At 69.8% G+C, this 26,339-nt stretch carries 21 protein-coding genes; 6 read left to right on the forward strand and 15 right to left on the reverse strand.

The annotated features are described in order from the left end of the window. Positions 1–35 precede the first annotated feature (35 nt). Positions 36–860 (reverse strand): biotin--[acetyl-CoA-carboxylase] ligase, encoded by an 825-nt coding sequence (locus CHC08_RS25155; RefSeq protein ID WP_089209834.1) that lies wholly within the window; start codon positions 858–860, stop codon positions 36–38. A 174-nt stretch (positions 861–1,034) separates the two neighbouring features. Here CHC08_RS25155 and fdhD point away from each other — a divergent pair, with 174 nt between their 5' ends. After that, the gene (gene fdhD, locus CHC08_RS25160; RefSeq protein ID WP_245878553.1) at positions 1,035–2,093 is read left to right on the forward strand and encodes a formate dehydrogenase accessory sulfurtransferase FdhD; all 1,059 of its coding nucleotides are present in this window, start codon (positions 1,035–1,037) and stop codon (positions 2,091–2,093) included. A gap of 39 nt (positions 2,094–2,132) precedes the next feature. On the opposite strand, the gene CHC08_RS25165 is transcribed toward fdhD, so the two are convergent. The 4 genes from CHC08_RS25165 to CHC08_RS25180 all read right to left on the reverse strand — a co-directional run bounded on the left by CHC08_RS25165 (position 2,133) and on the right by CHC08_RS25180 (position 7,935). After that, positions 2,133–2,594: a GNAT family N-acetyltransferase gene (locus CHC08_RS25165; RefSeq protein WP_089209835.1), complete on the reverse strand. Its 462-nt coding sequence runs from the start codon at positions 2,592–2,594 to the stop codon at positions 2,133–2,135. A gap of 123 nt (positions 2,595–2,717) precedes the next feature. Further along, positions 2,718–5,351 carry a phosphoenolpyruvate carboxylase gene (locus CHC08_RS25170; protein ID WP_089209836.1) on the reverse strand — a complete coding sequence of 878 codons (2,634 nt, stop codon included), beginning with the start codon at positions 5,349–5,351 and terminating at the stop codon, positions 2,718–2,720. A 65-nt stretch (positions 5,352–5,416) separates the two neighbouring features. Beyond that, entirely contained in the window at positions 5,417–7,183 is a 1,767-nt protein-coding gene (locus CHC08_RS25175) for a hypothetical protein (RefSeq protein WP_245878554.1), read from the reverse strand. Further along, positions 7,159–7,935 (reverse strand): ABC transporter ATP-binding protein, encoded by a 777-nt coding sequence (locus CHC08_RS25180; RefSeq protein WP_089209837.1) that lies wholly within the window; start codon positions 7,933–7,935, stop codon positions 7,159–7,161. Before CHC08_RS25180 ends, CHC08_RS25175 begins: the two co-directional genes overlap by 25 nt. A gap of 106 nt (positions 7,936–8,041) precedes the next feature. Between CHC08_RS25180 and CHC08_RS25185 the strand changes: the two genes are divergently transcribed. From CHC08_RS25185 to CHC08_RS25205, 5 genes are all read left to right on the forward strand, one after another. After that, positions 8,042–9,646, forward strand: a complete 1,605-nt coding sequence (locus CHC08_RS25185) for an acyl-CoA carboxylase subunit beta (protein WP_089209838.1) — start codon at positions 8,042–8,044, stop codon at positions 9,644–9,646. Next, on the forward strand, positions 9,643–9,840 hold the full coding sequence (locus tag CHC08_RS52980; RefSeq protein WP_089209839.1) for an acyl-CoA carboxylase subunit epsilon: 198 nt from the start codon (positions 9,643–9,645) through the stop codon (positions 9,838–9,840). Before CHC08_RS25185 ends, CHC08_RS52980 begins: the two co-directional genes overlap by 4 nt. A gap of 100 nt (positions 9,841–9,940) precedes the next feature. Continuing rightward, entirely contained in the window at positions 9,941–10,888 is a 948-nt protein-coding gene (locus CHC08_RS25195) for an NYN domain-containing protein (protein WP_089209840.1), read from the forward strand. A gap of 197 nt (positions 10,889–11,085) precedes the next feature. Beyond that, positions 11,086–12,489: a DNA-3-methyladenine glycosylase 2 gene (locus CHC08_RS25200; protein ID WP_089209841.1), complete on the forward strand. Its 1,404-nt coding sequence runs from the start codon at positions 11,086–11,088 to the stop codon at positions 12,487–12,489. A 647-nt stretch (positions 12,490–13,136) separates the two neighbouring features. Then, on the forward strand, positions 13,137–16,265 hold the full coding sequence (locus tag CHC08_RS25205) for a glycosyl hydrolase family 95 catalytic domain-containing protein (RefSeq protein WP_218825457.1): 3,129 nt from the start codon (positions 13,137–13,139) through the stop codon (positions 16,263–16,265). Positions 16,266–16,476: 211 nt separating this feature from the next. Here CHC08_RS25205 and CHC08_RS25210 read toward each other — a convergent pair whose 3' ends face one another. From CHC08_RS25210 to CHC08_RS25255, 10 genes are all read right to left on the reverse strand, one after another. Then, on the reverse strand, positions 16,477–17,406 hold the full coding sequence (locus CHC08_RS25210; RefSeq protein WP_245878555.1) for a hypothetical protein: 930 nt from the start codon (positions 17,404–17,406) through the stop codon (positions 16,477–16,479). After that, positions 17,403–18,044, reverse strand: a complete 642-nt coding sequence (locus CHC08_RS25215) for a hypothetical protein (protein ID WP_143653338.1) — start codon at positions 18,042–18,044, stop codon at positions 17,403–17,405. Before CHC08_RS25215 ends, CHC08_RS25210 begins: the two co-directional genes overlap by 4 nt. Before the next feature lie 308 nt (positions 18,045–18,352). Continuing rightward, positions 18,353–21,220 carry an AfsR/SARP family transcriptional regulator gene (locus CHC08_RS25220; RefSeq protein ID WP_089209844.1) on the reverse strand — a complete coding sequence of 956 codons (2,868 nt, stop codon included), beginning with the start codon at positions 21,218–21,220 and terminating at the stop codon, positions 18,353–18,355. Between the two features lie 52 nt (positions 21,221–21,272). Continuing rightward, positions 21,273–21,680 carry a pilus assembly protein TadG-related protein gene (locus tag CHC08_RS25225; RefSeq protein WP_089209845.1) on the reverse strand — a complete coding sequence of 136 codons (408 nt, stop codon included), beginning with the start codon at positions 21,678–21,680 and terminating at the stop codon, positions 21,273–21,275. Between the two features lie 206 nt (positions 21,681–21,886). Then, positions 21,887–22,489 carry a TadE/TadG family type IV pilus assembly protein gene (locus tag CHC08_RS25230; RefSeq protein WP_179282199.1) on the reverse strand — a complete coding sequence of 201 codons (603 nt, stop codon included), beginning with the start codon at positions 22,487–22,489 and terminating at the stop codon, positions 21,887–21,889. Beyond that, positions 22,486–22,929, reverse strand: coding sequence for a TadE family protein (locus tag CHC08_RS25235; protein ID WP_245878556.1), 444 nt, complete (start codon positions 22,927–22,929; stop codon positions 22,486–22,488). The genes CHC08_RS25230 and CHC08_RS25235 overlap by 4 nt, the downstream gene beginning before the upstream one ends. Continuing rightward, positions 22,895–23,149 (reverse strand): hypothetical protein, encoded by a 255-nt coding sequence (locus tag CHC08_RS25240; protein WP_089209848.1) that lies wholly within the window; start codon positions 23,147–23,149, stop codon positions 22,895–22,897. The genes CHC08_RS25235 and CHC08_RS25240 overlap by 35 nt, the downstream gene beginning before the upstream one ends. A 2-nt stretch (positions 23,150–23,151) precedes the next feature. After that, on the reverse strand, positions 23,152–24,087 hold the full coding sequence (locus CHC08_RS25245; RefSeq protein WP_089209849.1) for a type II secretion system F family protein: 936 nt from the start codon (positions 24,085–24,087) through the stop codon (positions 23,152–23,154). After that, positions 24,080–24,967 (reverse strand): type II secretion system F family protein, encoded by an 888-nt coding sequence (locus CHC08_RS25250; RefSeq protein WP_089209850.1) that lies wholly within the window; start codon positions 24,965–24,967, stop codon positions 24,080–24,082. Before CHC08_RS25250 ends, CHC08_RS25245 begins: the two co-directional genes overlap by 8 nt. Further along, positions 24,964–26,265 carry a TadA family conjugal transfer-associated ATPase gene (locus CHC08_RS25255; protein WP_245878557.1) on the reverse strand — a complete coding sequence of 434 codons (1,302 nt, stop codon included), beginning with the start codon at positions 26,263–26,265 and terminating at the stop codon, positions 24,964–24,966. Before CHC08_RS25255 ends, CHC08_RS25250 begins: the two co-directional genes overlap by 4 nt. Between the last annotated feature and the right edge of the window lie 74 nt (positions 26,266–26,339).

Here is a 26,339-nt window from a genome sequence, read left to right on the forward strand (position 1 = left end):
CCTTCCGGCCGGAACCGCTGACGGACGGCCCCGCGTCAAGGGGTGTGAGGGCGGACGTGCACGACGTCACCCGCGCTCAGCGTGTGCTCTTCCCCCTTGGACTCCACCAGCAGGCGACCGGAGTGGTCGATGCCGGTGGCCAGCCCGGTGAGCACCCGCTCACCGGGTAGCTCCACCCGGACCTCACGGCCGATCGTCGCGCTGATCGCGAGGTAGGCGGCCCGCAGGCCACACGCGTCGGCGTCGCCGTGCGCCTCCGACCAGTCGCGGTAGTGGGTCTCGATCTCCCGCAGCACGGCCCGGATGAGCGGGTCGCGGTCGACGCAGGCGGCGTTCTCGATGACCAGCGAGGTGCCGGTCTCCACCGGCAGCTCCTCGGTGCGGAGGCTCACGTTGAGCCCGACACCCACGATCACCGCGCTGTCCACCCGCTCGGCGAGCACCCCCGCGAGCTTGCGCTCCCCGATGAGCAGGTCGTTCGGCCATTTCAGCCGGACGTCCACCTCGGCGACGTTGCGCACGGCCGACGCGACGGCCAGGCCGACGAGCAGCGGCAGCCAGCCCTGCTTGAGCGGGGGCGGGTCCGGGCGCAGGAGCACGGAGAAGGTCAGGCCCGAGCGCGGCGGAGCGCTCCAGACCCGGCCGAGCCTGCCGCGACCGGCGAACTGTGCCTCCGCGATGACGACGGCTCCCTGCCGGGCGCCGTCGCGGACGGCCTGCGCGAGGTCCGCGTTCGTCGAGCCGGTACGGCCGACGACGGTGATGCCCGACCAGAGGCTTCCCGGGTGGACCAGGGCACGGGTGAGGGCGGCCTGCGACAGCGGCGGGCGATCAAGATCAGTAAAGGGCGAGTCGAGCACTTAGCCATCTTGCCTCCCTTAACGACCCCCTGTTACCGAATTAAGGCAATGACCAGGGAATACTGTGACCGTAGTTGGAGATCACAGACAGAGCCGGACTTTTCGGACCACTGATGGGTTGGGAAGGAAACCAAGACCTATCCGGGTGATCGGCCGATCGGGAAGATGGACACCATGAGCGAACGCCTTGACCCACGTGACCGGGCCGGTCGGAAGCCCGCCGAGCCGGCCGAGCGGACCGGGTCCGTCAAGCGGGCCGGGCCCGCCGGACCGTTCGAGCTGGACGAGCTGGACGTACCCGTCACGCAGAACGAGCTCGCCGAACCGTTCGAGATGGATGAGATGGACGAGCTGCTCAAACTGGTCGAGCGGGCCGGTCCCGTCGAGCGGGCCGGTCCTCCGAGGCCGGGGGCCACCACCCGGACCCGGGTCACGGAGGTGACCCCCGGAGCGGTCAGGGAACGCCGTGACGACCTGGCGACCGAGGAGCCACTGGAGATCCGCATCCAGGCGGGCGACGCCCGGCGGACGGTCGCGATCACCATGCGGACCCCCGGTCACGACTTCGAGCTGGCGGCCGGTTTCCTGTACGGCGAGGGCATGGTCACGTCCGGCGGCATCGACAGGATCGGCTACTGCACCGACGAGGACGTCACGCCCGAGGCACGCTACAACATCGTGACGGTGCGGCTGCATGGGGAACTGCCCGACCTGCCCGCCCTCGACAGGCACTTCATGACGTCGAGCGCCTGCGGAGTCTGCGGCACGGCCAGCCTCGAGGCCCTGCACGACCGCTGCTCCCCGCTGCCGCCCCAGGAGGGCCTGCGCGTCTCCCCCGACATCCTGTACGGCCTGCCACGGCGGCTCAGGGAGGGTCAGGGGGTGTTCGGCAAGACGGGGGGCCTGCACGCGGCGGGGCTGTTCACCCCGGACGGCGAGCTCCTGGCGCTCCGCGAGGACGTGGGACGGCACAACGCGGTGGACAAGCTGGTCGGCTGGGCCCTGATGGGCGAGAGGCTGCCGCTGGGCGGGCACATCCTGATGGTGAGCGGGCGGAGCAGCTACGAGATCATGCAGAAGGCCCTCACCGCGGGCCTGCCGATCGTCTGCGCGGTCTCCGCGCCCTCCTCCCTGGCCGTGGATCTGGCCAGGGATTTCGGGATGACGCTGGTCGGTTTCCTGCGTGACGAGCGCTTCAACATCTACTCGTCCCCGGAGCGGATCGTCACCTGAGCCGTCCACCCGGCTCCGGAGAGCGCCGGGAGCGTGGTTTCAGCCGTCGAGCCGCTTCGTCATGAAGACCACGTCACGCGGGCCGGACCGGCGGCGTTCGGTGATCTCGTAGCCGAGGCGCCCGTACAGCGCGATGTTCGGCTCCATCAGGGCGTTGGTGTACAGCCGCAGCGCCCCCAGGCCCGCCGTACGGGCCTGGGCCTCGGCGAAGGCCAAGAGCGCCCTGCCCAGTCCCTGACCGTGGCGGTCGGGGGCCACGGCGACGTTGTCCACCAGCAGCACGCCGTCCTCGGGGACCAGCACGATGAGCCCGGCGACGCCCTCGTCCTCCAGCAGGTGGACGTGACCGGCCGCGATCCGCGCGGCGTAGTCGTCGTCCATCGGCTTGGGCCGGATGCCGATCAGCTCCGCCCACGGCCGGTAGGCCGCCTCGACGATCCCCTCGACGACGGGCCGGTCGCCGGGAACGGCGAGGCGGATCGTCCGGGATTCTCCGGTCATCCGGTCACCTGGCCCTCCGTCGTCATCCGATCGCCCCGTGTTCTGCGGCCACCCGGCGACCCCGCCACCCTCCGGCCCGCGGAGCACCGGGTTTCGCGGTCACGAGTCACCGGATGGCATCCGTCAGCCGGTGTTCTGCAGGCCGGCGGCGACGCCGTTGACCGACAGGAGCAGCAGCGTGGACAGGCGCTCACGCTCCTCCTCCGACAGGTTGTCGTCGGCGCGGAGGGTGGACAGCGCGCGGAGCTGGAGGTGGGAGAGCGCGTCCACGTAGGGGTCGCGGAGCTGGACCGCGCGGGACAGGACCCTGCGGTCCTCCAGCAGGCGGGTGTGGCCGGTGACCTCCAGGACCAGGCGGCGGGTCAGGTCGTACTCCGTCAGGACCTGCTCGACGAAGTCGTCCCTGGCGCCGAGCGCGAGGTAGCGGGCGGCGATGTCCCGGTCGGTCTTGGCCAGCGACATCTCCACGTTGTCCAGCAGCGAGGCGAACAGCGGCCACTCGCGGTAGGCGGCGCGCAGCTCGTCCAGGCCGGACTCGGAGATCACGGCGTCCAGGCCGCTGCCCAGGCCGTACCAGCCGGGCAGGTTAACCCGGGTCTGGGCCCAGGCGAACACCCACGGGATGGCCCTCAGGTCGTCGAGGGACCGGGGCGCGCCGAGGCCGCGCCGGGCCGGGCGGGAGCCGAGACGGAGTGACCCGATCTCCTCCAGCGGGCTGACCAGGGAGAACCACTCGGGGAAGCCGGGTGCCTCGGTCAGCAGCCGGTAGGCCTTCTCCGAGGCGGAGGCGACCTGCTCGGCCACGCCGCGGAAGCGCCCCGCGGCCTCGGCCGTGCGGGTTCCGATGGACGGGGTGGAGGTGAGCAGCACCGCCGAGGTGACCTGCTCCATGTGGCGGCGGGCGATGGCGTCGTGGCCGTAGCGGGCGAAGATGACCTCACCCTGCTCGGTGACCTTGAACCTGCCGCCCACCGAACCCGGAGCCTGGGCGAGCACGGCCCGGTTGGCGGGGCCGCCGCCCCGGCCCAGGGCGCCTCCCCGGCCGTGGAACAGCGTCAGCGGCACGCCGTGCTCGTCCGACCACGCGGTCAGCGCCTCCTGGGCCTCGTACAGCTTCAGGGTCGCGGCGGCCGGGCCGAGCTCCTTGGCGGAGTCGGAGTAGCCGAGCATGACCTCCAGGCGCCGGTCGGCGGCCAGCCTGGCCTGGATGCCCGGGATCTTCAGCATGCCCGACAGCACGTCGGGGGCCGCCGCGAGGTCGGCGCCCGACTCGAACAGCGGCACCACGTCCAGCTGCGGCGCCCGGCCGCCGAGCGCGTGCTCGGCCAGCGCGTAGACCGCGGCGATGTCGTCGGCGGACCGGGTGAAGGAGACGACGTAGCGGGAGCAGGCGGTCACGCCGAACCGCTCCTGGATCCAGGCGATCGTCCGGATCGTGGCCAGGACCTCCTCGGTCCGCTCGGAGGTCCGTCCGGCCTCCAGCTCGGCCAGCACGTCGGCGTGGACCTGCGAGTGCTGGCGGACCTCCAGCTCCGCCAGGTGGAAGCCGAACGTCTCCACCTGCCAGATCAGATGCTGCAGCTCGCCGTACGCCTGCCGGTTCGCGCCGGCCTCGACCAGGGACGTCTGGGCGATCCGCAGGTCGTTCAGGAGCTGCTCGGGTGAGCGGTAGGCCAGGTCGAGGCCTCGCTGACGGGTGGCCCCGATGCGGGCGGCGACGAACATCAGCCACTGCCGGTGCGGCTCCTGCGGGGAGCGGGTGGCCATCTCCGAGACCAGGTCCGGGTGGTCGTTCACGGCGCCGGCCAGCGCGGTCCTCAGCTCCCGCGAGGCCGGGGTGTAGCCGGCGGTCAGGGTGAGGGACCGGCCGATCCTGAGCGTGGCGTTCTCCAGGGCGATCAGCACGTGCTCGGCCTGGATGAGCACGGCGTCCCGGGTCACCTTGGCGGTGACGTTGGGGTTGCCGTCGCGGTCGCCGCCGATCCAGCTGCCGTAGCGGATGAAGGCCCGGGCCATGGGCTTGCGGGTGCCGTCACCCCCGCCGAGCGCGGCGTCCAGCGAGCGGTAGACCAGCGGCACCACGCGGAAGAGCGTCTCGTCGAAGGCCGCCATCGCGGTGCGGACCTCGTCCAGCGGGTCGAGCTTGGTGGACCTGAGCTGGGAGGTCCGCCAGAGCAGGTCGATCTCCTCCACCAGCCGCCGGCGGGTCTCGGCCCGCTCGGCCGCACCCCGGTCGGAGCTGTTGTAGGTGGTGAGCTGGCCGCTGATCCGCTGGATCGCGGTGACCACCGCGCGCCTGCGGGCCTCGGTCGGGTGCGCGGTCAGCACGGGGTGCAGGCGCAGCCCCTCGACCAGTTCAGCGACCTTCTCGCCGCCGAGTTCCTGCACGGCCTGCGCGATGGACTCCGGCAGCGGCTCCTCGCCGGTGTCCCTGACCCGGAGCGTGCGGATCCGGAAGTGCTCCTCGGCGAGGTTCGCCAGGTGGAAGTAGCAGGTGAATGCCCGGGCGATCTGCACCGCCCTGTCGATCGGCCACTCGGCCACCATCGCGGTGATCTCGTCGACCGACACCTCCCTGCGACGGGCTCCGATGACGGCCTTGCGCAGTCGTTCTACATCGGCGAGGAGGTCATCACCGCCGTACTCGGCGATGACCTGCCCCAGTAGCCCTCCGAGAAGCCGCACATCCGCGCGCAACTCGTCGGGCATCTCGGTGACAGCGGAGGAACGCTCCTGGCGGGACACGGTGGCGGCCATGCCCGTCAGCGTACCTAGTCCGTTTTCTCCAGCGGAGACCGGTCTCACCCATTGGACTAGACCATTCAGCTCGAGTGCGCGACGGCCCCCAGGATCTGGGGATATCGCCTGAACGCCGCGTTTCCGGCGATCCGGCGACCACCCCAGGAGATCAGCAGACCGTACGGCACCGCCAGCACGCTGACCCAGGGAAGACCGAGCAGTACGGGCAGCGCGATCGGCAACGCCACCAGGGCGCCGCCGATCAACGCGCCGAACGACGCCAGGAAGGCGATGCCGCCCTGCCCCGGCGCCGCGCCGGTGAAGGCATTGAGCCGCTCGGGCACGGTGTACGGCAGGAACACGCTGGTCAGCGCGCCCGTGCCGAGCCCGACACCGAGGATGCCCCAGGCCGCGAGGGCCCCGGGAACGGCCCACAGGAGGTCGCCTGCCAGGAGTGCGGCGACCACGGCGATCAGGGCGAGCAGCGGGGCCGCGATGGTCGCGACGGCCAGGTGCCGCCCGGCGAGGTCGGTCCGCCAGTCCCGCTCGGTGCCGTAGACCACGGAGTTCATCCACAGCGAGCGGCCGTCGATGCCGAACGCGTTGGCCGACTGCAGGCCGATCAGCACCCCGCCGATGCACGCCGGGGCGATCGCCAGGGCGATGCTTCCGGTTCCGGTCTGGTCGCGGCTCAGGGAGAAGGCCATGACGCCGGTGACCGCGATGGCGGCGAACCAGCCGACCCGGCCCCGGGGGTCGCGGCGGGCGTACTTGAGCTCCTTGGTGACGACCGCGGCGAGCGGGCCGTCGGGCAGCACCCGGGCCAGCAGTCCCTTGGAGTTTCTGACCGAGGCGCCCTCGGTGGAGGCGTCCGCCGAGACCAGGGCCCTGCGGAGCGCCATGATCCAGAGTCGGCCGATCACGGCGACCAGGACGGCAAGGACGGCCAGTTCGACGACCGCCGTGACACCGCCGTCGGCGATGGCGTGCGCTGCCATGCCCGGCGGGGTCCAGCGCAGCACCGAGGCACCGCCGTGCAACAGGGCCACCGGGTCACCCGACGTGCCGCCGTTGAGCAGCAGGTTGGGAAGCTGGGCCGCCAGGACGAAGAAGACCACCGAGACGGCGAGCACGTCCCTGCCCCTGCGGGTGCGCAGGATTCCGGACAGTGCCGTGGTGACCAGCCGGGAGGTGACGATGCAGAGCGCGAACAGCAGCAGCACCGCGACGACGCCCAGCAGCACGCCGCCGATGCCGGTGGCCAGGCCGGCGATCGCCCCGATCATGATGATCAGCGTGGCGATCGGCCAGACGCCGGTGATCGAGGTGGCGAACATGCCCACCGCGAGCTGACCGGTCCGCAGCGGGAACAGCGACAGCCTCGACGGGTCGAGCGTGTCGTCCAGGCCGAACGCCAGCAGCGGGGTGAGCGTCCAGCCCACCAGGAAAACGGTGAACAGCACGATCCCGACGTCGAGGGCGACGTCCTCCGGCGCCAGGCGGAGCGACGCCATCAGGAAGAATCCCAGGGTCGCCACGGCGATCGCGGCGACGAGGGTGAAGACGAACCCGAGCACGCGGGAGGTGCTGCCCCGCAGGTTCCCGGCGATGAGGCGGAGCTTGAGCCGGACGAACACCGAGGGGCCCACCCGTACGGTCTCGATCCCACCACCGCCCGGCTCCGCCGTGCTCCCGCCGGCCGGCCTCGCGGCACCTCCGCCATCCGGCTCCGCCGTACTCCCGCCGTCCGATAAGCCCGCGCTCATTCCGCCGCCCCGTCCCGCTGCGCTCTCGTCGCTCTCGTCTCCAGCCTGCCCCGCCGCGTTCACCTCGAGGTCGCGCCCAGCCATGACAGGCCCTCCTCTCCGCCGCCGTCGCGCACCCCGACCAGGCCGAGGAAGGCCTCGTTGAGGCTCCGGCCCGCCCGGACCGTCTCCAGCGGGCCCTGGGCGACGATCTGGCCCCGGTTCATCACCGAGACCCAGTCGCACAGACGCTCGACGAGCTCCATGACGTGGCTGGAGAAGATGACGGTCGATCCTGAGGCGGTGTAGCGCTGGAGCACCTCGACCAGTGTGTTGGCGCTGACCGGGTCGACCCCTTCGAACGGCTCGTCCAGAAAGAGCACCTTGGGGTTGTGCAGCAGCGCGGCGGCCAGGCCGATCTTCTTGCGCATACCGGTGGAGTAGTCGATGACGAGCTTGTCGGCCGCCTCCGTCAGGTCCATGATCTTCAGCAGCCCCTCGGCCCGCTGCTCCACCTCCGCCCTGGGGATGCCCCGGAGCTGACCGTTGTAGGACAGCAGTTCCCTGCCCGACAACCGTTCGAACAGGCGCAGGCCCTCGGGGAGCACGCCGATGCGACTCTTGATCACGACCTGGTCGCGCCAGACGTCGACGCCGTCGATGTGGATGAGGCCGCCGTCGGGACGGAGGAGGCCGGTGACCATGCTGAGCGTGGTGGTCTTGCCCGCGCCGTTCGGGCCGACCAGCCCGGCGAAACTGCCCTGCGGCACGATGAGATCGACACCTCCGACGGCCGTCTGCTGCCCGAATCTCTTGAACAGTCCCTGCGTGCGTACGGCTTCGACGATGTCCGCCATGGCATCTACTCTCCAGAATCGCCCGTTACTGATGAGATGTCCCCCCGGCGAAACGAACGACCTCCCCTGATAGTTCTCCATGTCAGCAGACGGTTACCCTGCTTGGATGAACGACCCGATAAGCGCTGAGCCTGCAGACGCCGGACCCGATATCCGCACGACGGCCGGAAAACTCGCCGATCTGGAGCGCCGCCTGGACGAGGCCGCCCACGCCGGCCCGGCCCGTGCCGTCGAGAAGCAGCACGCCCGGGGCAAGATGACCGCCAGGGAGCGGGTCCTTGAGTTTCTGGACGACGGCAGCTTCGTGGAGTTCGACGAGCTGGCCAGGCATCGCTCGATAAGTTTCGGCATGGAGCACGAGCGGCCGTACGGCGACGGCGTGGTGACCGGCCACGGCACGGTGGACGACCGCCCGGTGGCGGTGTTCGCCCAGGATTTCACCGTGTTCGGCGGGTCACTCGGCGAGGTCTTCGGGGAGAAGATCGTCAAGGTCATGGACCACGCGCTGAAGACCGGCTGCCCGGTGGTCGGCATCAACGACTCCGGCGGGGCTCGCATCCAGGAGGGCGTCGTCTCCCTGGGCCTGTACGCCGAGATCTTCAAGCGGAACGTCCACGCCTCGGGAGTGATCCCGCAGATCTCGCTGATCATGGGCCCGTGCGCGGGCGGCGCGGTCTACTCCCCCGCGCTCACCGACTTCGTCCTGATGGTGTCGGAGAAGTCGCACATGTTCATCACCGGCCCGGACGTCATCAAGACGGTCACCGGCGAGGAGGTGACGTTCGAGGAGCTCGGCGGCGCGCACACGCACAGCTCCCGGTCGGGCGTCGCCCACTACGAGGCCTCCGACGAGGCCGACTGCCTGGAGTTCGCCAGGGCGCTGCTGTCCTACCTGCCGTCCAACAACATGGACGGGGCCCCGGTCTTCGACGCCTATCCGGTCCTGGAAACCACCGATGACGACCGCGAACTCGACACACTGATCCCCGATTCCGCGAACCAGCCCTACGAGATGCACACGGTCATCGAGCACGTCCTGGACGACGGCGAATTCCTGGAGGTGCACGCGCAATTCGCGCCTAACATCCTCGTTGGCTTCGGCCGGGTCGAAGGGCGTTCCGTGGGGATCGTCGCCAACCAGCCGATGAGTTTCGCGGGCACGCTGGACATCTCGGCATCGGAGAAAGCCGCGAGATTCGTCCGAACATGTGACGCCTTTAACATTCCGGTTCTGACATTTGTCGATGTTCCTGGATTCCTTCCCGGCACCGACCAGGAATGGAACGGGATCATCCGCCGCGGGGCCAAGCTGCTCTACGCCTATGCGGAGGCGACGGTGCCGCTGGTCACGGTGATCACCCGCAAGGCGTACGGCGGCGCCTACGACGTCATGGGCTCCAAGCACCTGGGCGCGGACATCAACCTCGCCTGGCCGACCGCGCAGATCGCGGTGATGGGCGCGCAGGGTGCGGTCAACATCCTCTACCGGCGCGAACTCGCCTCCGCCGACGATCCGGACGCCCAGCGGGCCCGGTTCGTCGCCGAGTACGAGGACACGCTCGCCAACCCGTATCTTGCCGCCGAACGCGGGTATGTAGACGCGGTGATCCGTCCTTCCGAAACCCGGCTCCAGATCGTGAAGGCATTGCGTGCACTACGCAACAAGCGCGCGACTCTGCCGCCGAAGAAGCATGGGAACATCCCACTATGAGACATTTGAAGATCATCCGAGGAGATGCGAGCGAAGAGGAGATCGCCGCGCTGGTGATCGCGCTCGCATCACGAGCGACCCCGATGGCGAAAGCCGTACAGAAAACGGAATCCTGGCGCAATCCAGCACACCAGATGCGAAAGCCTCTTCCGACTGGACAAGGCGCATGGAGATCAAGCGGCCTGCCGAGATAGATCCCAGAACGGGGTGTCAACTTACGCGAGAGTTGGGACCATCTAAGAAATGGGCGCATATAGTCAGCCGATCAGCTAGTTCCGAGGCCTGGAGGACGACATGACCATCCTGGACCTCACGTCCCATCCCATTGCTGCGAAGTACGCCGTCTTGGTAGATGTCGGGTATCTGTATGCCGCAGCGGGCGAAGTGCTTCTGGGCGCCAAGGAGCGCAAGGAGTATCGGGTTGCGGCCGACGAGCTGATTCAGGCCTTGCAGAAGCATGCGGAAGCACGTATTCACGGTGAACTGCTGAGAATTTATTGGTACGACGCCGCCCGCGACAGGGTGCCGACCGTGGACCAGCGGGTCATCGCCCAGCTTCCCTGGGTCAAGGTGCGCCTGGGCAACCTCAACGCCCGAGGCCAGCAGAAGGGCGTGGACGCCCAGATCAGGAGCGATCTGGAGGCTCTGGCCAGGCACCACGCGGTGAGCGACACGATCCTGCTCGCCGGCGACGAGGACATGGTCCCGGCCGTCGAGGCCGCCCAGGCGTACGGCGTGCGGATCCACCTGTGGGGCGTCGAGCCGCCCTACGGCACCAACCAGGCCGAGCGCCTCGTCTGGGAGTCCGACACCGTCGAGATCATCAGCGCCGACTTCCTCCGCTCCTTCTTCAGCCGCGCCCCCGCGCCCGTCCCGGTCCCGAGCACCCCGATCGCGCCCTCGCCCGCCCAGGTCTTCGCCGGTCGCACCCCCGCCACCGCCAAGCCCAAGGCTCCCGCGGGCCAGGTCACCAAGCTCGGCCCGAGCCGTCCGCGCGTCGAGGAGGTCGGCGAGCACGTGGCCCAGAAGTGGATCCTCACCCGTGGCCGCGACAACATCCGCGACCTGCTCCCCGGCCCGATCCTTCCCACGGTCATCGACACCGAGCTCCTCATCGAGGCGGAGAAGGAGCTCGGCCACTCCCTGCGGCCGTATCCCGAGGCCAGGGTCTGGCTCCGCGACGGTTTCTGGGCCCGCGTCTACCGCGAGTTCGAGATCGGAGTCGGCGTCTCCTCCAAGTGACGGCTCGGACTCCGTATCCTCTCGAGAGACGGCTCGGAGCCGACGCCTTCTCCACGCGGTGGCCGGGTCCGATTCCCGCGAGGCTCGACAGTGACCTCTCCCCGGAGTAGCGGCGTGGAATCGGCGCCTTCCCCGTCCGAGGGCCAGGTCCGATTCCCGCCGGTCATGGGACCTGCGCTGCGGATAGCGTCGTCGACGTGTCCGTGAAAGAGCTCGACTTCAACTCCTGTTACCGCGCGGTGGCCGCGAGGGATGCCCGATTCGACGGGCGGTTCTACACGGCGGTCACCTCCACCCACATCTACTGCCGGCCGATCTGCCCGGCGCGCACGCCCTCGTCCCGCAACGTTCGGTTCTACCGCCACGCCGCCTCCGCGGAGGCGGCCGGGTTCCGGCCCTGCAAGCGGTGCCGCCCCGAGCTCAGCCCCGGCGATCCCGGCTGGGACCACCGGGGCGACCTGGTCGGCCGGGCGCTCCGGCTGATCGAGGAGGGCGTGGCCGACGACGGCGGGATCACGAGGCTGGCCGGGCGGCTGCACATCACCGAACGGCACCTGCACCGGCTGTTCACCGGCGAGCTCGGCGTGGGACCGCTGGCCGTGGCCAGGACCAAGCGCCTGCTGCTGGCCAAGCAACTGCTGACCGAGACCGGGCTGTCGATCACCGACGTGGCGTTCGCGTCGGGGTTCGGGAGCGTGCGGCAGTTCAACGCGACCATGAAGGAGACCTACGGTTTCACCCCCGGCGAGCTGCGGGTCGCGTCGGGCCGGAGCGTCGCCGACAGGTCGCTGACGCTCCGGCTGCACCGGCGCGAGCCGTACGACGCCGAGCCTTTGATGCGGTTCCTGAGGGGACGGGCCATTCCGGGGCTGGAGCACGTCGGCGAGAGCTCCTACAGCCGCGCCGTCCCGGGTGGCACGATCACCCTCACCCCGGCGCCCGGTCACGTCAGGCTGGACGTGAGCCTCGACGACACCCGCCATCTGGCGCGCGTCGTCGCCCGCTGCCGGCGCCTGCTCGACCTTGACGCCGACCCGGAGTCCATCACCGGCGCCCTGGGGGAGACCTCCCTGGCCCCGCTCGTCGCCGCCCGGCCCGGCCTGCGGGTCCCGGGCGCCTGGGATGGCTTCGAGGTGGCCGTGCGCGCCGTGGTCGGCCAGCAGATCTCGGTCGCCGGCGCCCGTACCCTCCTCGGCCGCATCGCCGGCCGGGCCGGTCGCCCGACCGGCGTGGAGGGGCTGAGTCACCTGTTTCCCACCGCCGCGGAGCTCCTGGACGCCGATCTCGGCGGGCTGGGGCTGACCGGACGGCGGGTGGCCACGCTGAAGGCTCTCGCCGCGAAGGTGACGGGTGAGGAGATCGATCTGGACGGGGCTCAGGAGCCGGGAGAGGTCACGGCCAGGCTGCTGGAGGTCCCCGGGATCGGGCCGTGGACGGCCGGTTACATCACGCTGCGGGCGCTGCGGGATCCGGACGCGTGGCCCTGCGGAGACCTCGGGTTGCGGCGGGCCATGGCCTGTCTGGGCATCCCCGACAGCCACATCGAACGGTGGCGGCCCTGGCGGGCCTACGCCGCGCTGCACCTCTGGAGCTCCGAGTGATCGGGGCGCGGATCCCCACCCCGACCGGCTCGCGGGCGCCGCTCTCCCGCGGGGGCGTCATCGTCGTGGCGGGCCTCACCGCCGATCGCACGAGCGGCCCCCGATAACCACCCACCCGGGCAGATCGCCCCTCCGCACCTCCGGCGCGAGCATCCTCACCTTGAAAAGTCGATACATCGGAGGTGTTGAGGCCGGTCGAGAGGGCGGTGCCCGCAGGTAGACAGCAAGGACGCCCTGTTTACCGCTTGTTCTTGGGACATTATGGGGGATTTTGGTGATTCACTGACTCGTTGTGGACTATTGACGTTTGAAGACATCCAATGTTAACTGCGCCTGACAGTCTGAAAACGGAACTGTGCGGCGTCTCGATCCAGGGGCTGCCGCCGCTTCCGCATCGGGTCTGCGCCGCGCGGAGAGGTCCGCGAAAGCGTGCCTGACGCCGGTCGCCGATTGCCGGCCAGGTGTGGTCTCGCGGACCTCTTCGCAACCCCCATTGCTATTTCCCGCTCAGCAGTCCAAGCACCGCACGACCACCCCCCAATGTATGAACCCCTCGTCGGCGCGACCGAGCGATGACCAGGACGTCCGCTCCGTGCGGCCACGGCCGCGGCGCGGCGAGGGGTGACCGGCCGCAGGAGAGGAAAACCATGTTGAAGAGGCTGTTACGTTCCCTGCCTCCGTTAATTCTCGCCGTCGGTCTGGTGGCCGCGGGTGAGGCGACGCCGACCCTGGCCTCGACCACCGACGCGGCCTTCGACCAGGCGGCCGGGGCGCTCAACGTGGACTATCCGGCATACATGTCCAAGCACGACGTCGTCTACAACCGGCCCAACACCAACCCCCTCTACGGGCTGACCGTGGGCAACGGCCGCACCGGGGCCATGGCGTGGAACCAGAACGGCCTGACGATGCAGGTGTCGGGGGTGGACCTCTCGGAGCAGTCGACCTACGCGGCCGGCCTGGTCAACCTCAGCACCAGCCCGAGCATGGACACCGGATACTCGAAATTCCAGCAGCGGCTGTCGCTGTACGACGGCACCCTCACCACCAAGTACGACACCAACCGGACCGTGACCGTGATGGGGTCGCCGAACTCCGAGGTCATGGGCATCCACGTCGAGGACGGCCGCACCGGCGTCTCCAACGTGGCGTTCGACCTCAGCATGTGGGACCCGGCCACCGTCCAGAACATCGCGGACGTGCCCGACCTGAACACCTGGCGGACGATCTCCACCTTCTCCGACGCCAACGTGGCCGGGTTCAGCCGGGGCCAGACCGACGCGAACGGCTTCGGCTACACCATGGCCGCCACCGTCGAGGGCGCGAACTTCACCACCCAGGTCGTGAACGGCAGGAACGTGCGGCTGAACATCACGCCCACCTCCAGCTACACGATCTGGCTCACCGCCTCCAGCCGGATCAACGCGGCCAACCGCGACTCGGTCGCCCAGGCCCGCAGCCAGCTCACCTCGGTCAAGAACACCGGCTACACCAATACGCTCAACAACTACCGCAACTGGTGGCACGCCTTCTGGGCCAAGTCGTTCGTCCAGTACTCCAACGCCTCCGGCGACGCGGACTACATGGAGAACGTCTACTACCTCAGCACCTACATGATCGCCGCAGGTGGCTACGGCAACTACCCGGTCCACTTCATCAACGGGGTGTTCCGCGCCACGCAGGACAACTCCAAGTGGAGCAACGCCTACTGGTACTGGAACCAGCGAGACGTCTACAACTCCTTCCTGGCCTCCAACCACACCGAACTGATGGGCACCTTCAACAAGCTCTACAGTCGCAACTACAACGCGCTGAAGTCGTACACGCAGACGCGGTACGGGGTGGACGCCCTCTGGGTACCGGAGACCATGGGCTGGGACGGCAACGCGCGCGGCACGGTCGGCAGCGACTACACCAAGAACATCCTGACGACGGGCTACCAGGCCGCCCACAACATGTATCTCCAGTACCGCTACACCAACGACACGAACTACCTGCGTGACGTGGCGTACCCGTACATGCGGGAGACCGTGAAGCTCTACAAGGGCCTGCTGTCCTTCGACGGTCCGACCGGCAAGTACTACATGGCCAACTCCAACTCCCACGAGACGTACTGGAACGTCCGCAACGCGATCACCGACCTGGCCGCGGTGCGCAGCATCTTCCCGCTGACGATCCAGGTCAGCGAGCAGCTCGGCGTCGACGCCGGCCTGCGCGCCGACTGGCAGAACATCCTGAACAACATCACCGCCTACACCGTGGTCAACGGCGCCTACCAGCCGCACCAGCCGCCGATCTCGCAGACCAGGAACAACGAGAACGTCGCCTCCGAGCTGATCTGGCCGTACAACGTCACCGGCATCGGCTACCCCGACTACCAGACCGCGGTGAACACCTGGAACCAGCGGCCGTTCCCCTACGGCAACGTCTGGTCCAACGACGCGGTCCAGGCGGCCCGCCTCGGTCTGGGCGACCAGGCGTACCAGGGCATGAAGACCATGCTGCAGAAGTACCAGAACTACACCAACGGCATGACCAGCAACACCAACGGCGTCTTCGAGTATCTCGGCGTGCACCTGTCTGCCATGAACGAGTCGCTCATGCAGAGCTACAACGACAAGATCCGGGTGTTCCCGGCGGTGCCGACCGACTCCTCCTTCGTCGGGAAGTTCACCCTCCTGGCCAAGGACGGCTTCCAGGTCAGCTCCGAGCGCGAGGCCGGCGAGATCAAGTACGTCGGGCTCAAGAGCCTGTACGGCAAGCAGGCCACGGTGGTCAACCCCTGGGGCACCCAGCAGGTCCGGGTGCGGCGCACCTCCGACAACGCCATCCTCGCCACCAGCACGAGTGCCGAGGTCTCCTTCGCCACCGCGGCGAACACCGTGTACGTCCTGGAGCGGACCGCCAAGCCGCTGAGCGGCTACAGCTCGGCGCGGCTGACCGGCACCACCAACCAGGGCGCCAAGACGCTGAGCAACACCAGCTCCGCCCTGGGCACCGGACAGACGACGTCGAACGCCCTGGTGAACGACACCGAGCTCACCTACGACGCCAACTGGCACGCCACCAGCAGCAGGGGCTACGGCGACTACAACGACGACACCCACCACAGCAACACCGTGGGTTCGGTCGCCCAGTACACCTTCACCGGGACCGGCGTCGAGTATCTCTCGGAGCGCAACGGTGACATGGGCAACGTGGACGTCTACCTCGACAACGTCCTCCAGACCAATGTGAACCTCTACGTCTCCGGTGCCCGGCAGGCCCAGCAGGTCGTCTACAGCAAGACGGGCCTGTCCAGCGGCCAGCACACGATCAGGATCGTCAACAAGTCCACCGCGGTCGGCATGGTCGACGCCCTGCGGATCCTCACGCAGCCGTCCACCGCCTCGACCGTCAGCCTGCGCTCCAAGGCCAACAACCTCTACGTCAGCGCGGCCTCCGGCTCACCGCTGATCGCCAGCAAGACCACCATCGGGACGGGCGAGCAGTTCGAGCGCGTCGACCTGGGCAACGGCAACATCGCACTGCGAGCGAAGATCAACAACCAGTACGTGAGCGCCGCCGGAGCCGGCGCCCAGTCGCTGATCGCCAACGCCGCCGCCGCGGGTTCCTGGGAGACCTTCCAGCTCGTCAGCAATTCGGGCGGCACCGTCAGCCTCAGGGCCCAGATCAACGGCAAGCTCGTATGCGCCGAGGGCGGCGGCGCCCAGCCGCTGATCGCCAACCGCGACGCCATCGGCCCCTGGGAGCAGTTCGACCTCATCACCGGCTGAGCACCCCGGCTCAGCATCACCGGCTGAGCCCCAGCTCAACCGAACGCCTGCGAGTCGGGCCCGGCGGGACACCCACCCCGCCGGGCCCGACTCGCACGTCCACGTCGGCGCGAACCTCCCACGATGATCCTCGCCCCCGGCGGGGCGTCCTCACCCGCAGGCGGCGACGTCACCCGCTGATCGGAGCACGGGCAAGGAACGGTGGTGACGCCTACGGCGTTCCTCTCCTGACGGTGCTCTGCACCTCGCCCACGGGGACGTCGCGGGTGGCGCTCGCCTCGATGGGGTCGTAAACGAAGGGCACCACGTCGTCCTGAACCGCGACGTCCCAGGCGGAGGTCACCGTGAGCTCGTAGACCTCACGGGGGAGGTCAACCGAGGCGCGGAGATAAACAACGCCGCATTTGAGGTCTTTCTCCGTCGCGCCCTTGAAGTACGGCGTGCCGGTCGGGCCGCAATCCTTCTTGACCACGGCGCGCTTCTCGTCCTTCGTCCCCGGGTCGATCTCGATGTTCCTCTGGGTGGCGACCACGGTCGCGCTCATGACCCCCGGGAGCGTCGCGGTCACGGACCTGGTGGTCTCGCCGCCGTTGTCCAGCCAGACCCAGGTGCCCAGGTTGACGTAACTCTTGGCATCGGGGTTGAGCTGGACCTTCGGCTTGGGCACGGTCAGCGCCGCCCGGGCGATGTCGACGAGTTCCGCGAGAGTGATCCCACCGGGCGGGGTCGTTCCGGGCGGCACGAACACGTAGGGTTCCAGCCCTATCAGGCAGGCGGCCGCGTCGGGATCGGCCTCGTTGTAGGCCTGCGTCCACCAGCGCCCCTCCTTGCCGGCCTCGGCCTCGAACTGCTTGAGGGACTCCAGATGCCGCTCCCACTCCGTCGCGGGAATCCAGGAGGGCTTCGACTCCCGCTGCGTCTTCAGCATGTCGTCGGCGTTCGGACCGGGTTCGTACCAGCAGGGCCGTTTGATCCGATAGCCGTCGCCCGTGCCTCCGGTTCCGTCCCCGCTGACGATGATCTGGGAGTCTCTCAGGACGACCCCGGCCTCCCTGCCCTTCTGGTAGCCGGTGCCCGATGTCCCTCCCGGGTCGATCGGAGCGAGCAGCATCAGCCCCGCAACGACCATGTTTCCGATCATCGAAGACATCCCTTCGCACGTTCGTGGGGAAGTTCGGCGTTCCGGAGCAGCCCGATCCGCCACACCCCGTCGTCGCCCCGCCGCACTCCGGCGGACTGGAAGAAGGGCTTCCGGGTCCACACCGGCTGTCTGGGGACCGCCTTGCCCGTCGCGGAGTCCAGCAGGCGCATCCCGGACTCGTCCATGCACACGTTCAGCTCCCCCCCTGAACCGTTGACCGAACCGACGTTCAGCTTGTACAGCCGGACGGTCCCGCGCACCGATCGCCGCTGGTCCAGAAACTCCTGCACCCACGCGTTCGCGTCCTTGACCGCCTTGTTCTCGACGGTCTCGAGATAGGCGACGTCCCGGCCCCCGGTGACGACGGCCCTGAACATCCCTTCCTGAAGGTCGCGGAAGGCATTGATCATTTTGATGGCGTCCTGGTCGGGAGCGGCGGGCCACTCGACCACCATCCGCACCCCGGGCGCGACCTGGACCGTCTCCACCCTCGGCGTGGGCACGGCCTGTTGCGAGGACGGCTGGGGAGACGCCGGGGAACCGGCGTCGGCCGGGAGATCGATCGGGGTGAACGGCTGAGCGGCCGACGGGGAACAGCCCGTCAGCACGACCAGGGTCAGCGCGGTCACAGCACGCACACCGATCACGCTAAAAGCGCGCTCCGTACGGAACCACCGATATGCACGAATCGGCATGGCCGCACGCCCGCCCTTCGCCCGACGGCCCGTCACGACCTCATACGCACCGCTCGCCCGATCGCCCGTCACGACCTCACACACGCCGCTCATCCGGCGGTCCCTCACGACCTCATACACACCGCTCGCCCGATGACCCGTCACGACCTCACACACGCCGCTCGACCGGCGATCCCTCACGGCGTCGTGCGATCTTCCCGTCCGGTCGTCGGTCCCCGTCTCCGCCTCGGGCCTCGGCCCCGTTCGCCCGGTCATGCCGTCGGCGCCGAGCGCATCCGCCACGAGGGCAGGAGCTCGTCGATGAGGGCCTCGGTCTCCGGAGCCATCCCGCCACCGTACGGATGGGAGGCGGCCCGCCGGTGCAGGGCGTCGGCCACCGCTGCCAGCCTGCCGGGATCGGAGGTCAGATGGGTGGCCCGCAGCAGGTCCCGCCAGAGGCCCTCGTCGTCGGCGGCCAGCAGCAGCCCCGCCCGCACCGCCGCCACGGCCTCGTCGGCCTCGCCATGGGCCAGCCGTACCTCGCAGAGCCGATGTGCGGCGTCCGCGACGCCCGCGATCACGTTGTACTCCAGGTCGTCGGCGGCCAGCCAGGTGTAGCGACCGCGCGGGCGGCCGTTCAGCAGCGGGCCCCGTACCAGGCTCAGAGCCTCGTCCAGGAGCCGGGCGCGACCGGTGGGGTCGTTGTGGGACCTGCGGACGAGGTCGCGGAAGAGCATCCAGTCGGTCCTCACCTCGGGGCCCAGCCGGAGCCGCCCGGATTCGTCGGCGTAGAGGTTGGGCCGCCCCTCGCCGTCGGTGCCCAGCCAGGCGACGACCCTGGCGATCGTGGCGTCCCTGACCACGGACTGCACCCCGCGCGGCCAGAGGATGCCGCCGAGCACGACGGGGTGGACGCCGCCGGGATGGGTCGCCAGGTAGACGACCGTCTCGACGGCGAGCGCCGCCCGGCCCTCCTCCAGGGGCGGCGGGCCGGTGATCTCGATCGAGCCCAGGATCCGGACCTCGACCGAGGGCGTCTGGGTGACCGGCTCCGCCTCGTCGAGCAGGGGCTCCCCCTCGAATCGCCCGGCCGTCGTGAACAGGTCGATCAGTGCCTGGTACTGGCGGCGGGGCAGCAGTTGAGCGTCCACCTCGAACCCGAGCACGTCCACCGCGGCCCGGTCGTCCTCGCCGATCCTCCAGTTCCAGGTGGCGTGCGGGACGTCGCCCGCGATCACGTATCCGGCGGCCGTGCGGGTGCCCTTCCTGCCGAGCATCGCCAGGCGGTGGCCCTCCTCGGCGTTCGGGGCGATCGCGGACAGCAGGTAGTGCGGCGGCCAGGCCGGGTCGGTGGCGCGTCCGTGGATCCGGCCGGTCAGCACCTCGCCGCCGGAGCCGCGATCACCGGCCTTGGCCTCCAGCTCGGGCAGGATCTCGGCCAGGCTTCCCACGCATCTGATCCTTTCGGGGGCGATCACGGTCAGCTCCTCGCCGAAGCCGACGAGCGTGATGAGCATCCGATCCGACCAGCGGTTGGTGGCCAGCTCCACCGCGAGCGCGGCGAGGGCGGCGGTGGACTGGGGGCCCTTGATGCTGATCAGCCCGTGGGCGGCCTCCAGGTCGACGAGCACCCTGCCCTCACCGTTGGAGCCCAGCGAGACCAGGCCCGGATACGGCGCGGGCGCGTCGGCGAGGGCCTGCTCGTCGAGCATCCGGCCCTCGTGCGCCGGGAGCCGCCACACCTGGCCGCCGTCGTGGGCGGTCCAGGGCGTGGGGGCCTCGGGGTCGGGTGGGTGGATCCACAGGTCGAGGGTCTGCGAGGACAGGTGGGCGGCGTAGATCGTGGGCGGAATCCGGTTCTCGGCCGCGAGGGATCTGCCGAGAAACCGGAGCCCGATGTCCAGCATCCGGCTGCCCGGGGCGTCGGCGCCGAGCCGGAGCGCGACTTCGGCCTGGGCGGCGTCGTCCCTCGGCCGGGTGATCCGGTGCCCGAAGGCCCGATGCCAGAGCTGCTCCCTGCGCCTGCGGCCGAGCGCCGCCAGCAGCCCCGCCGCCGCCAGTGAGGCGCCCGCCAGATAGTCGAGCATCCCCAGCTCGATGCCCTGCCCGGCGTTCTGTCCCGGGTTCTGTCCGGCGTTCTGCCCCGGGTTCTGCCCAGTGTTCTGTCCCGGGTTCTGCCCGGGAGGGCCGGGGTCGACCACCTTTCCCGGGTCCCGGCGCTCGGCGGGACCGCTCTCCTTGCCTCCGGACCCGCCCTCGGGAATGACGGAGGTGTCCGGGGAGACGGAGACCTCGGGCGGGGACTCCGCGGGAAGGGCCGAGCGGCCGGGGGTGAAGGTCTGGGTGCGGCCGTCCAGTTCGGCGGGTTTGGTGCGGTGGTCCTTGAGGGTGTCGTCACGAGGCTGGGATGCCGGGACGACGTGGATGTTCCTGGCGTCGTCCGGCATGTCCAGCACCCAGCCGGGCCTGATCAGGTCGGCCATGTGGAGACGGCTGCCGTCAGGCTGCTCCTTGTGCTGGTTGAGCTGGTAGATCTCCGGATAGCGCCGCCCGTCGCCGAGGCACTTCTCCGCGATCTCCCACAGGCTCTCGTGGTGCCGTCCGTGCGGCGGCTGCACCACGTAGACCTTCTTGGCCTTCTCCACCGAGACCAGCGGCGCCCGCTCCTCGCCGACCGGCGCGGACATCGCGTACAGGGCGGCCGAGACGGTGGCCGGGCGGGCGGGCGGGCCGGTCAGTTTCGCGATCGGCACGACCACCGCCGACACGGTGAACAGCAGCAGGGCGGCCGAGACCAGCCGGTTGGCGAGCAGCTGGGTGCCCCCGGAGAGCGGCACCCTGGCCGGCATGCCGACCCGGCGCAGCCCGGCGTAGATCTCGACGATCACGCAGACGACCAGCTGCGCCCACGCGAGCCAGACCAGCAGCACGAGGATCGCGGTGATCGTGCTCGTGCCCACCTGGCTGGTCAGCAGGTCGAGGTTAAGCAACTCGGGTGGGAGTGGCGGCCCGGCCAGCCGGAGCAGCGCGTAGGGGACTCCGGCGATGAGTGCGGCCAGGACGACCAGCGCGCCGAGTCCGGCCATCAGGTCGCCCAGGGTGCGCTTGGGCTTGATACGCATGGGCTGTCGCGTGGGCATTTCTCTCCCTCCCTGTCCAGATTCGTGGTCGGTCATCCGGTGAGCCAGCGGTTCACGGCAATTGGTCTTCCCCGGTATCCGGACCGGCGGTGGCCGTGGCCTCCATCTCCGCGCCGGAGAAGCCGAAGGCGGCGAGAAAGAACGCCTTCCAGCTGACGGAGACGTTCACCGTGACCTGGGCCCGGCCTTGGTCGACCGTGCACTTGGGGGGCTGGATGTCGTCGCCGTCGTGGGCGGAGACGATCTCCTCGGCCTTGTCGCAGACCGTGTCGTCCTCCAGCAGCCTGGCCTGGCCGGTGGCACGGAGATACTCGACGTCGATCTGGTCGGCGGCGGCCCTGGCGGCCTGCTCGGCGACGTCGGCGGCGCGCAGCCGGGCGTTGATGGCCGCTCCGCCGTCCACCAGGAGCCCCGCCAGCAGGAAGACCACCACCGAGAAGATCACCGTGAAGATCGACATCGACCCCCGGTCAGCGCGGCAACTCCCCCCGGCGCCCACCCGCGCGGGCGAGCCGGAGACACGCGGCAGCGCTTTCCCCGTTTCGACCCGCTCTCCCAGCCCTGTGGATCCGCCGAAGGCACGCGACAGCGTCTCCCCCGGGTCGACACGCCCCTTCGGACATGCGGGTCCACCGGAAGCACGCGGCGTTCTGCCTTCGGGGGGATTCAATTCTCGACCCTCCGGTACAGCTCAAGCGGGACCACCGAGTCACCCGTCATCTCCTTGGCCGCGCCGAAGCCGAGAAATGCCAGGTCCAGCGAGCAGGTCACCTGAGCCCTGACCCGGCCGCCCTCCTCCCATTCCGAACCTTCCAGGCTGACCTCCGGCTCGCACTCACCCGACAGCGCGTCCTTGGCGGCCTCATCGGCTGCGGTCTCGGCGTCGGACCGCGTGCGTTCCACCGAGGCGGCCCTGGCGGCGTCCCTGGCCGCTCCGTTGACCTCGCCCTGAGCCTCCACCATCCTTCCCGCACCGACCAGGAAGAGCAGGAACAGCAGGAAGACCGGGGCGAGCAGCACCGTCTCCGCGCTCAGCGACCCGCGTTCGCCCTCACGCCACAGGCGTCCACGCCCCTGTCCGCGCCCCTGTCCGTGCCTGCGGTCACGCTCCCGGTCGCGTCCGTGACCGCGCCCCCGGTCGCGTCCGTGTCCGCAGTCGTGATCGTGCTCCCGGTCGCGCGCCCGATCGCATCCGTGATCACGTGTCCCTTCGGAGCCGTGATCACGTCCGTGGACAAGGGCGCGACGGGAGAGAGCTCGGAGGATCACGGGCATTCCTCACCGCCGCCGTCCTCATCGGGACGGAAGCACTCGATGGGACCGCCGAAGCGGGAGGTGATGGTGAACGTCGTGGAGGGCAGCAGCGGGACGACCTGAACCGCCGTGGCGGTGATCTCGACGCCTCGCCGGTCACCCTCCTGCCACGTCTCGACCGTGGCGCCGTCGAGAAGCTTCGGGCCGATGGCCTGAAGGATCTCGTCGGCCCGCTCCTTCGCGTCGGTCTCCCAGCTGTCCGAGTCGATCCGGGCGAGCCGTGCCCCTTCCCTGGCCGCGGCGTCGGCCACCTGCCGACCGTGGAACCACAGGGCCGACTGCACGATGAGCAGGATCACGGCCAGCACGATCGGCATGATGATCGCCAGTTCGACGACGGTCGCGCCTCGCTCCCGGTCGCTACCCCTGGTCGCCGACCTCACCGCCGCCGTCACCGCCACCGCCGCCGCCGCCGAACTGGTTCTCGATCTCGCCCTGTTTCCCCTCGACCAGGGTCTTGATGAGGGTGGCGAGGCCGAGCGCCACCCCGGCGATGATGGCCGTGATGATGACCCACTCGACGGCGGAGGCTCCCCGGGTGGGGGCGTTGCGGGCCTTCTCGATCCGTACGTTCAGGAAGGCGACCGTATAGACGATCCACGGATGGCTCAGCATGGTCAGGACCCCAACATCTTCATAGCGGCCGGGAAACTCAGAAAGATCACGAAGCCCGCGCAGAGCAGGAGCTGGGCGACGAGCATCGACTGGGACCGCTCGCCCGCCTTCCCCTCCACCTCGGCGAGCTCACGCCGCCGCATGGTCGCGGCGCGGGCGGTCAGGGACGAGCGGACCTTGGCGCCGTCGTCGGCGACCAGTCCGAGTGCGGCGGACAGGTCGCGCAGCTCGTCGACGTTGATCTCGTCGCCGAGCTGGCCGAGTGCCTGCCAGGGGGTGATGCCGACGATCCTGGCGTTGCCGAGCGCCTCGCGGATCCGGGACATCGCCCAGTTGGCCCCCTCGTCGTCGGGCCCGGGACTGCCCACGGAGACCGCCATCATGAGCGCCTCGGGCACGCCGCGCCCACCCGCGAGGTTCATCGCCACCAGGTCCAGGAAGGAGCCGACGACGTGCCGGAAGTCGCGGCGCATCCGGGCGGCGTCCCGTTTGATCTGCAGGTCGGGCAGGACGAAGAAGAGTCCGGCGACGATGAGCGCGGCCCACAGCGGGATGGTGAGCGAGACGCCCCACTCCATCAGCACCAGCCAGCCGATCAGCAAGGGGAAGGCCAGCAGTCCGGACACCGCCAGCAGCACCTTCGTCGCCAGGAAGCCCTCGAACGACTTGCCGAGCAGTGCCAGATCCGCCCTGGCCGAGCGGACCTCCCAGCCCCTGGCCGCGTAGAAGCGGGCCAGCCGTACGCCCAGATTCCGCCGGAACGCGCTGACCTCCTCGTCGGGCAGGATGAGCCGCGTGATGGAGGCGTTTGTCCCCTCCCTGGCCGCGTCCAGCGCCAGCAGCCGCGTCACCAGCCCGGGGCGGGCCGGGAACAGCGCCCGTATCAGCAGGAAGAGGCCCAGTCCGAGCACCGATCCGGCGAGCAGTTCCTCAGTCATCGCGCACCTCACCTCCGGAGGGCAGGCCCAGCAGGCGGGCGGGCTTGTCGAAGCGGGCCAGGCGGCGCATCCAGGCGAACCCGGCGCCGAAGAACGCGGCGACCACCACGAGCACGGCCTGTCCGAGGGTGTTGTCGTACTCCTCGACGTAGGAGGGGTTGAACACGACCAGCAGGGCGGCGAAGGCGACGGCCGTACCGACCACGATCTGTGCGCTGCGCCGGGTGGAGCGACGCTCCGCCTCGACCCGGCGGCGCATGTCGAGCTCCTCGCGGGCCGATACGGCCAGCGCCCCGAGCACGTCGCGCAGGCCGGGGCCGCGCAGTTTGGAGTTGAGGATCAGGGCGGCCACGACCAGGTCCGCCGAGGGGTCGTCGAGCTCGTCGGCGAACAGCCGGAGCGCGTCGGGCAGCGCCATCCGGGTGCGCAGGCGGTCGACCAGCGCCAGCAGGTGCGGGCGGAGCGTGGGGGCCGCGGCCCGGATCGAGGACGGGATCGCCTGTTCCAGACCGGCGGCTCCGGCGATGGTGTCGCGGAGCGACTCGGTCCAGGCGGCCAGTCCCTCCAGCTGCCGCATCGCGGTGCGTTCGGAGGCCGCGCCGCCGGAGAGGCCCCGCCATCCGATCGCCAGCAGCACGGCTCCCACCGCCATGACCGGCCATCCGGTCACCACGAGCACGACCACCCCGGCGATGGCGCCCACGGCGGAGCGGGTGGACAGCGCCCGGACGAACTCGCGCCTGCCGGCCTTCCTGCTCGGGGTGGCCTGCCGGGGACGCATGCCGTACAGGGCGATGACGAGCAGGAACAGCCCGGCGCCCACCGCGATCCCGGAGAGCAGCACCAGCGGGTCGAACAGTCCCGGCGGGATGGGGATCATGCCCAGCCTCCCGGGTCGTAGCCGTGGCGGGCGAGCTCCTCCAGGCAGGACAGGGGGGCGTGCGGAACGAGCTGTCCGTCACGTGACAGGGCGAACACCTCCGAGGAGAGCACCCTGCCGTCCACCCCGGCCACCTCGCGCACGCTCGACACGAATCGGCGCAGCGTGCCGCCCTCCGCGTACTCGTTGCGCTTCTCCAGGAAGACCACGAAGTCGATCGCGCCCGCGATGAGCATGTGGGTGGCCTCGATCGGCAGGCGTTCGTTGGCCTGGAGCGCGTAGGTGGCGATGCGGTTGAAGACCTCCATCGAGGAGTTGGCGTGGATGGTCGACAGCGAGCCGTCGTTGCCCTGGGTCATCGCGTTGAGCATGGTGACGATCTCGTCTCCGAGGACCTCGCCGACGATCACCCGGGACGGGTTCATGCGCAGGGAGCGGCGGACCAGCTCCGCCATGCTGATCTCGCCCTGGCCCTCGGAGTTGGGGAGCCGCTGCTCGAAGGCCACCACGTTGGGATGGAGCTCGGAGAACTGGTCGAGGCCGAGCTCCAGGGCCCGCTCCACGGTGATCAGTCGTTCGGTCGGCGCGATCTCGTTGGCCAGGGCGCGCAGCAGGGTCGTCTTGCCCGCGTTGGTCGAGCCGGAGATCATGATGTTCTTCCTGGCCGCCACGGCGGCCGAGAGGAAGCGGCCCAGCTCCGGGGTGAGGGTGCCGTTTCCCACGAGGTCGCTGAGAAACACCTTGCCCAGCCGGGAACGGCGGATGGAGATGGACGGGCGGACCGTCACGTCCATGACCGCCGAGAGCCGGGAGCCGTCGGGGAGGCGCAGGTCGAGCTGGGGGTTGGCGGTGTCGAACGGCCTGCTGGACAGGCCGCTGTAGGCGGCGAGGATCTGGATCAGCTCGACCAGCTCCTCGTCGGACTCGGCCACCGGCTCGCGCATGATCTCCTGGCCGTCTGCGTAGCCGACGAAGACCCGGTCGCAGCCGTTGATGTCGATGTTCTCGACCTCGGGGTCGTCCAGCAGCGGCTGCAGGCGTCCGACGCCGAACAGCGCGGCGTGGATCCCGGCGGCGAGCGCCTCCTCCTCCTCCGCCGTGGGAGGGGTCCTGCCGATGCCGATCTCACCGCGCGCGAATTCTTCGAGCACCTGCGCGATCAGCGCGCGGGCGAACTGGCGCTCGTCCTCGCCGGTCATCGGGACCAGACCATTGGCCTGGTCCAGGCGGCGCTGGTGGGCCAGCCGGTCGCCGACCTCCTGCCGGAAACGCTTCACCAGCGTGTGGTCGATGGTCACGGCCTCGCTCCACTCGGCGGCCCGACGCGCGGGCTCATGGGACGGGCTCCGGCACGGGGATCCACCGGACCGGC

This window comes from Streptosporangium subroseum (assembly GCF_900188345.1).
Lineage (GTDB): Bacteria > Actinomycetota > Actinomycetes > Streptosporangiales > Streptosporangiaceae > Streptosporangium > Streptosporangium subroseum.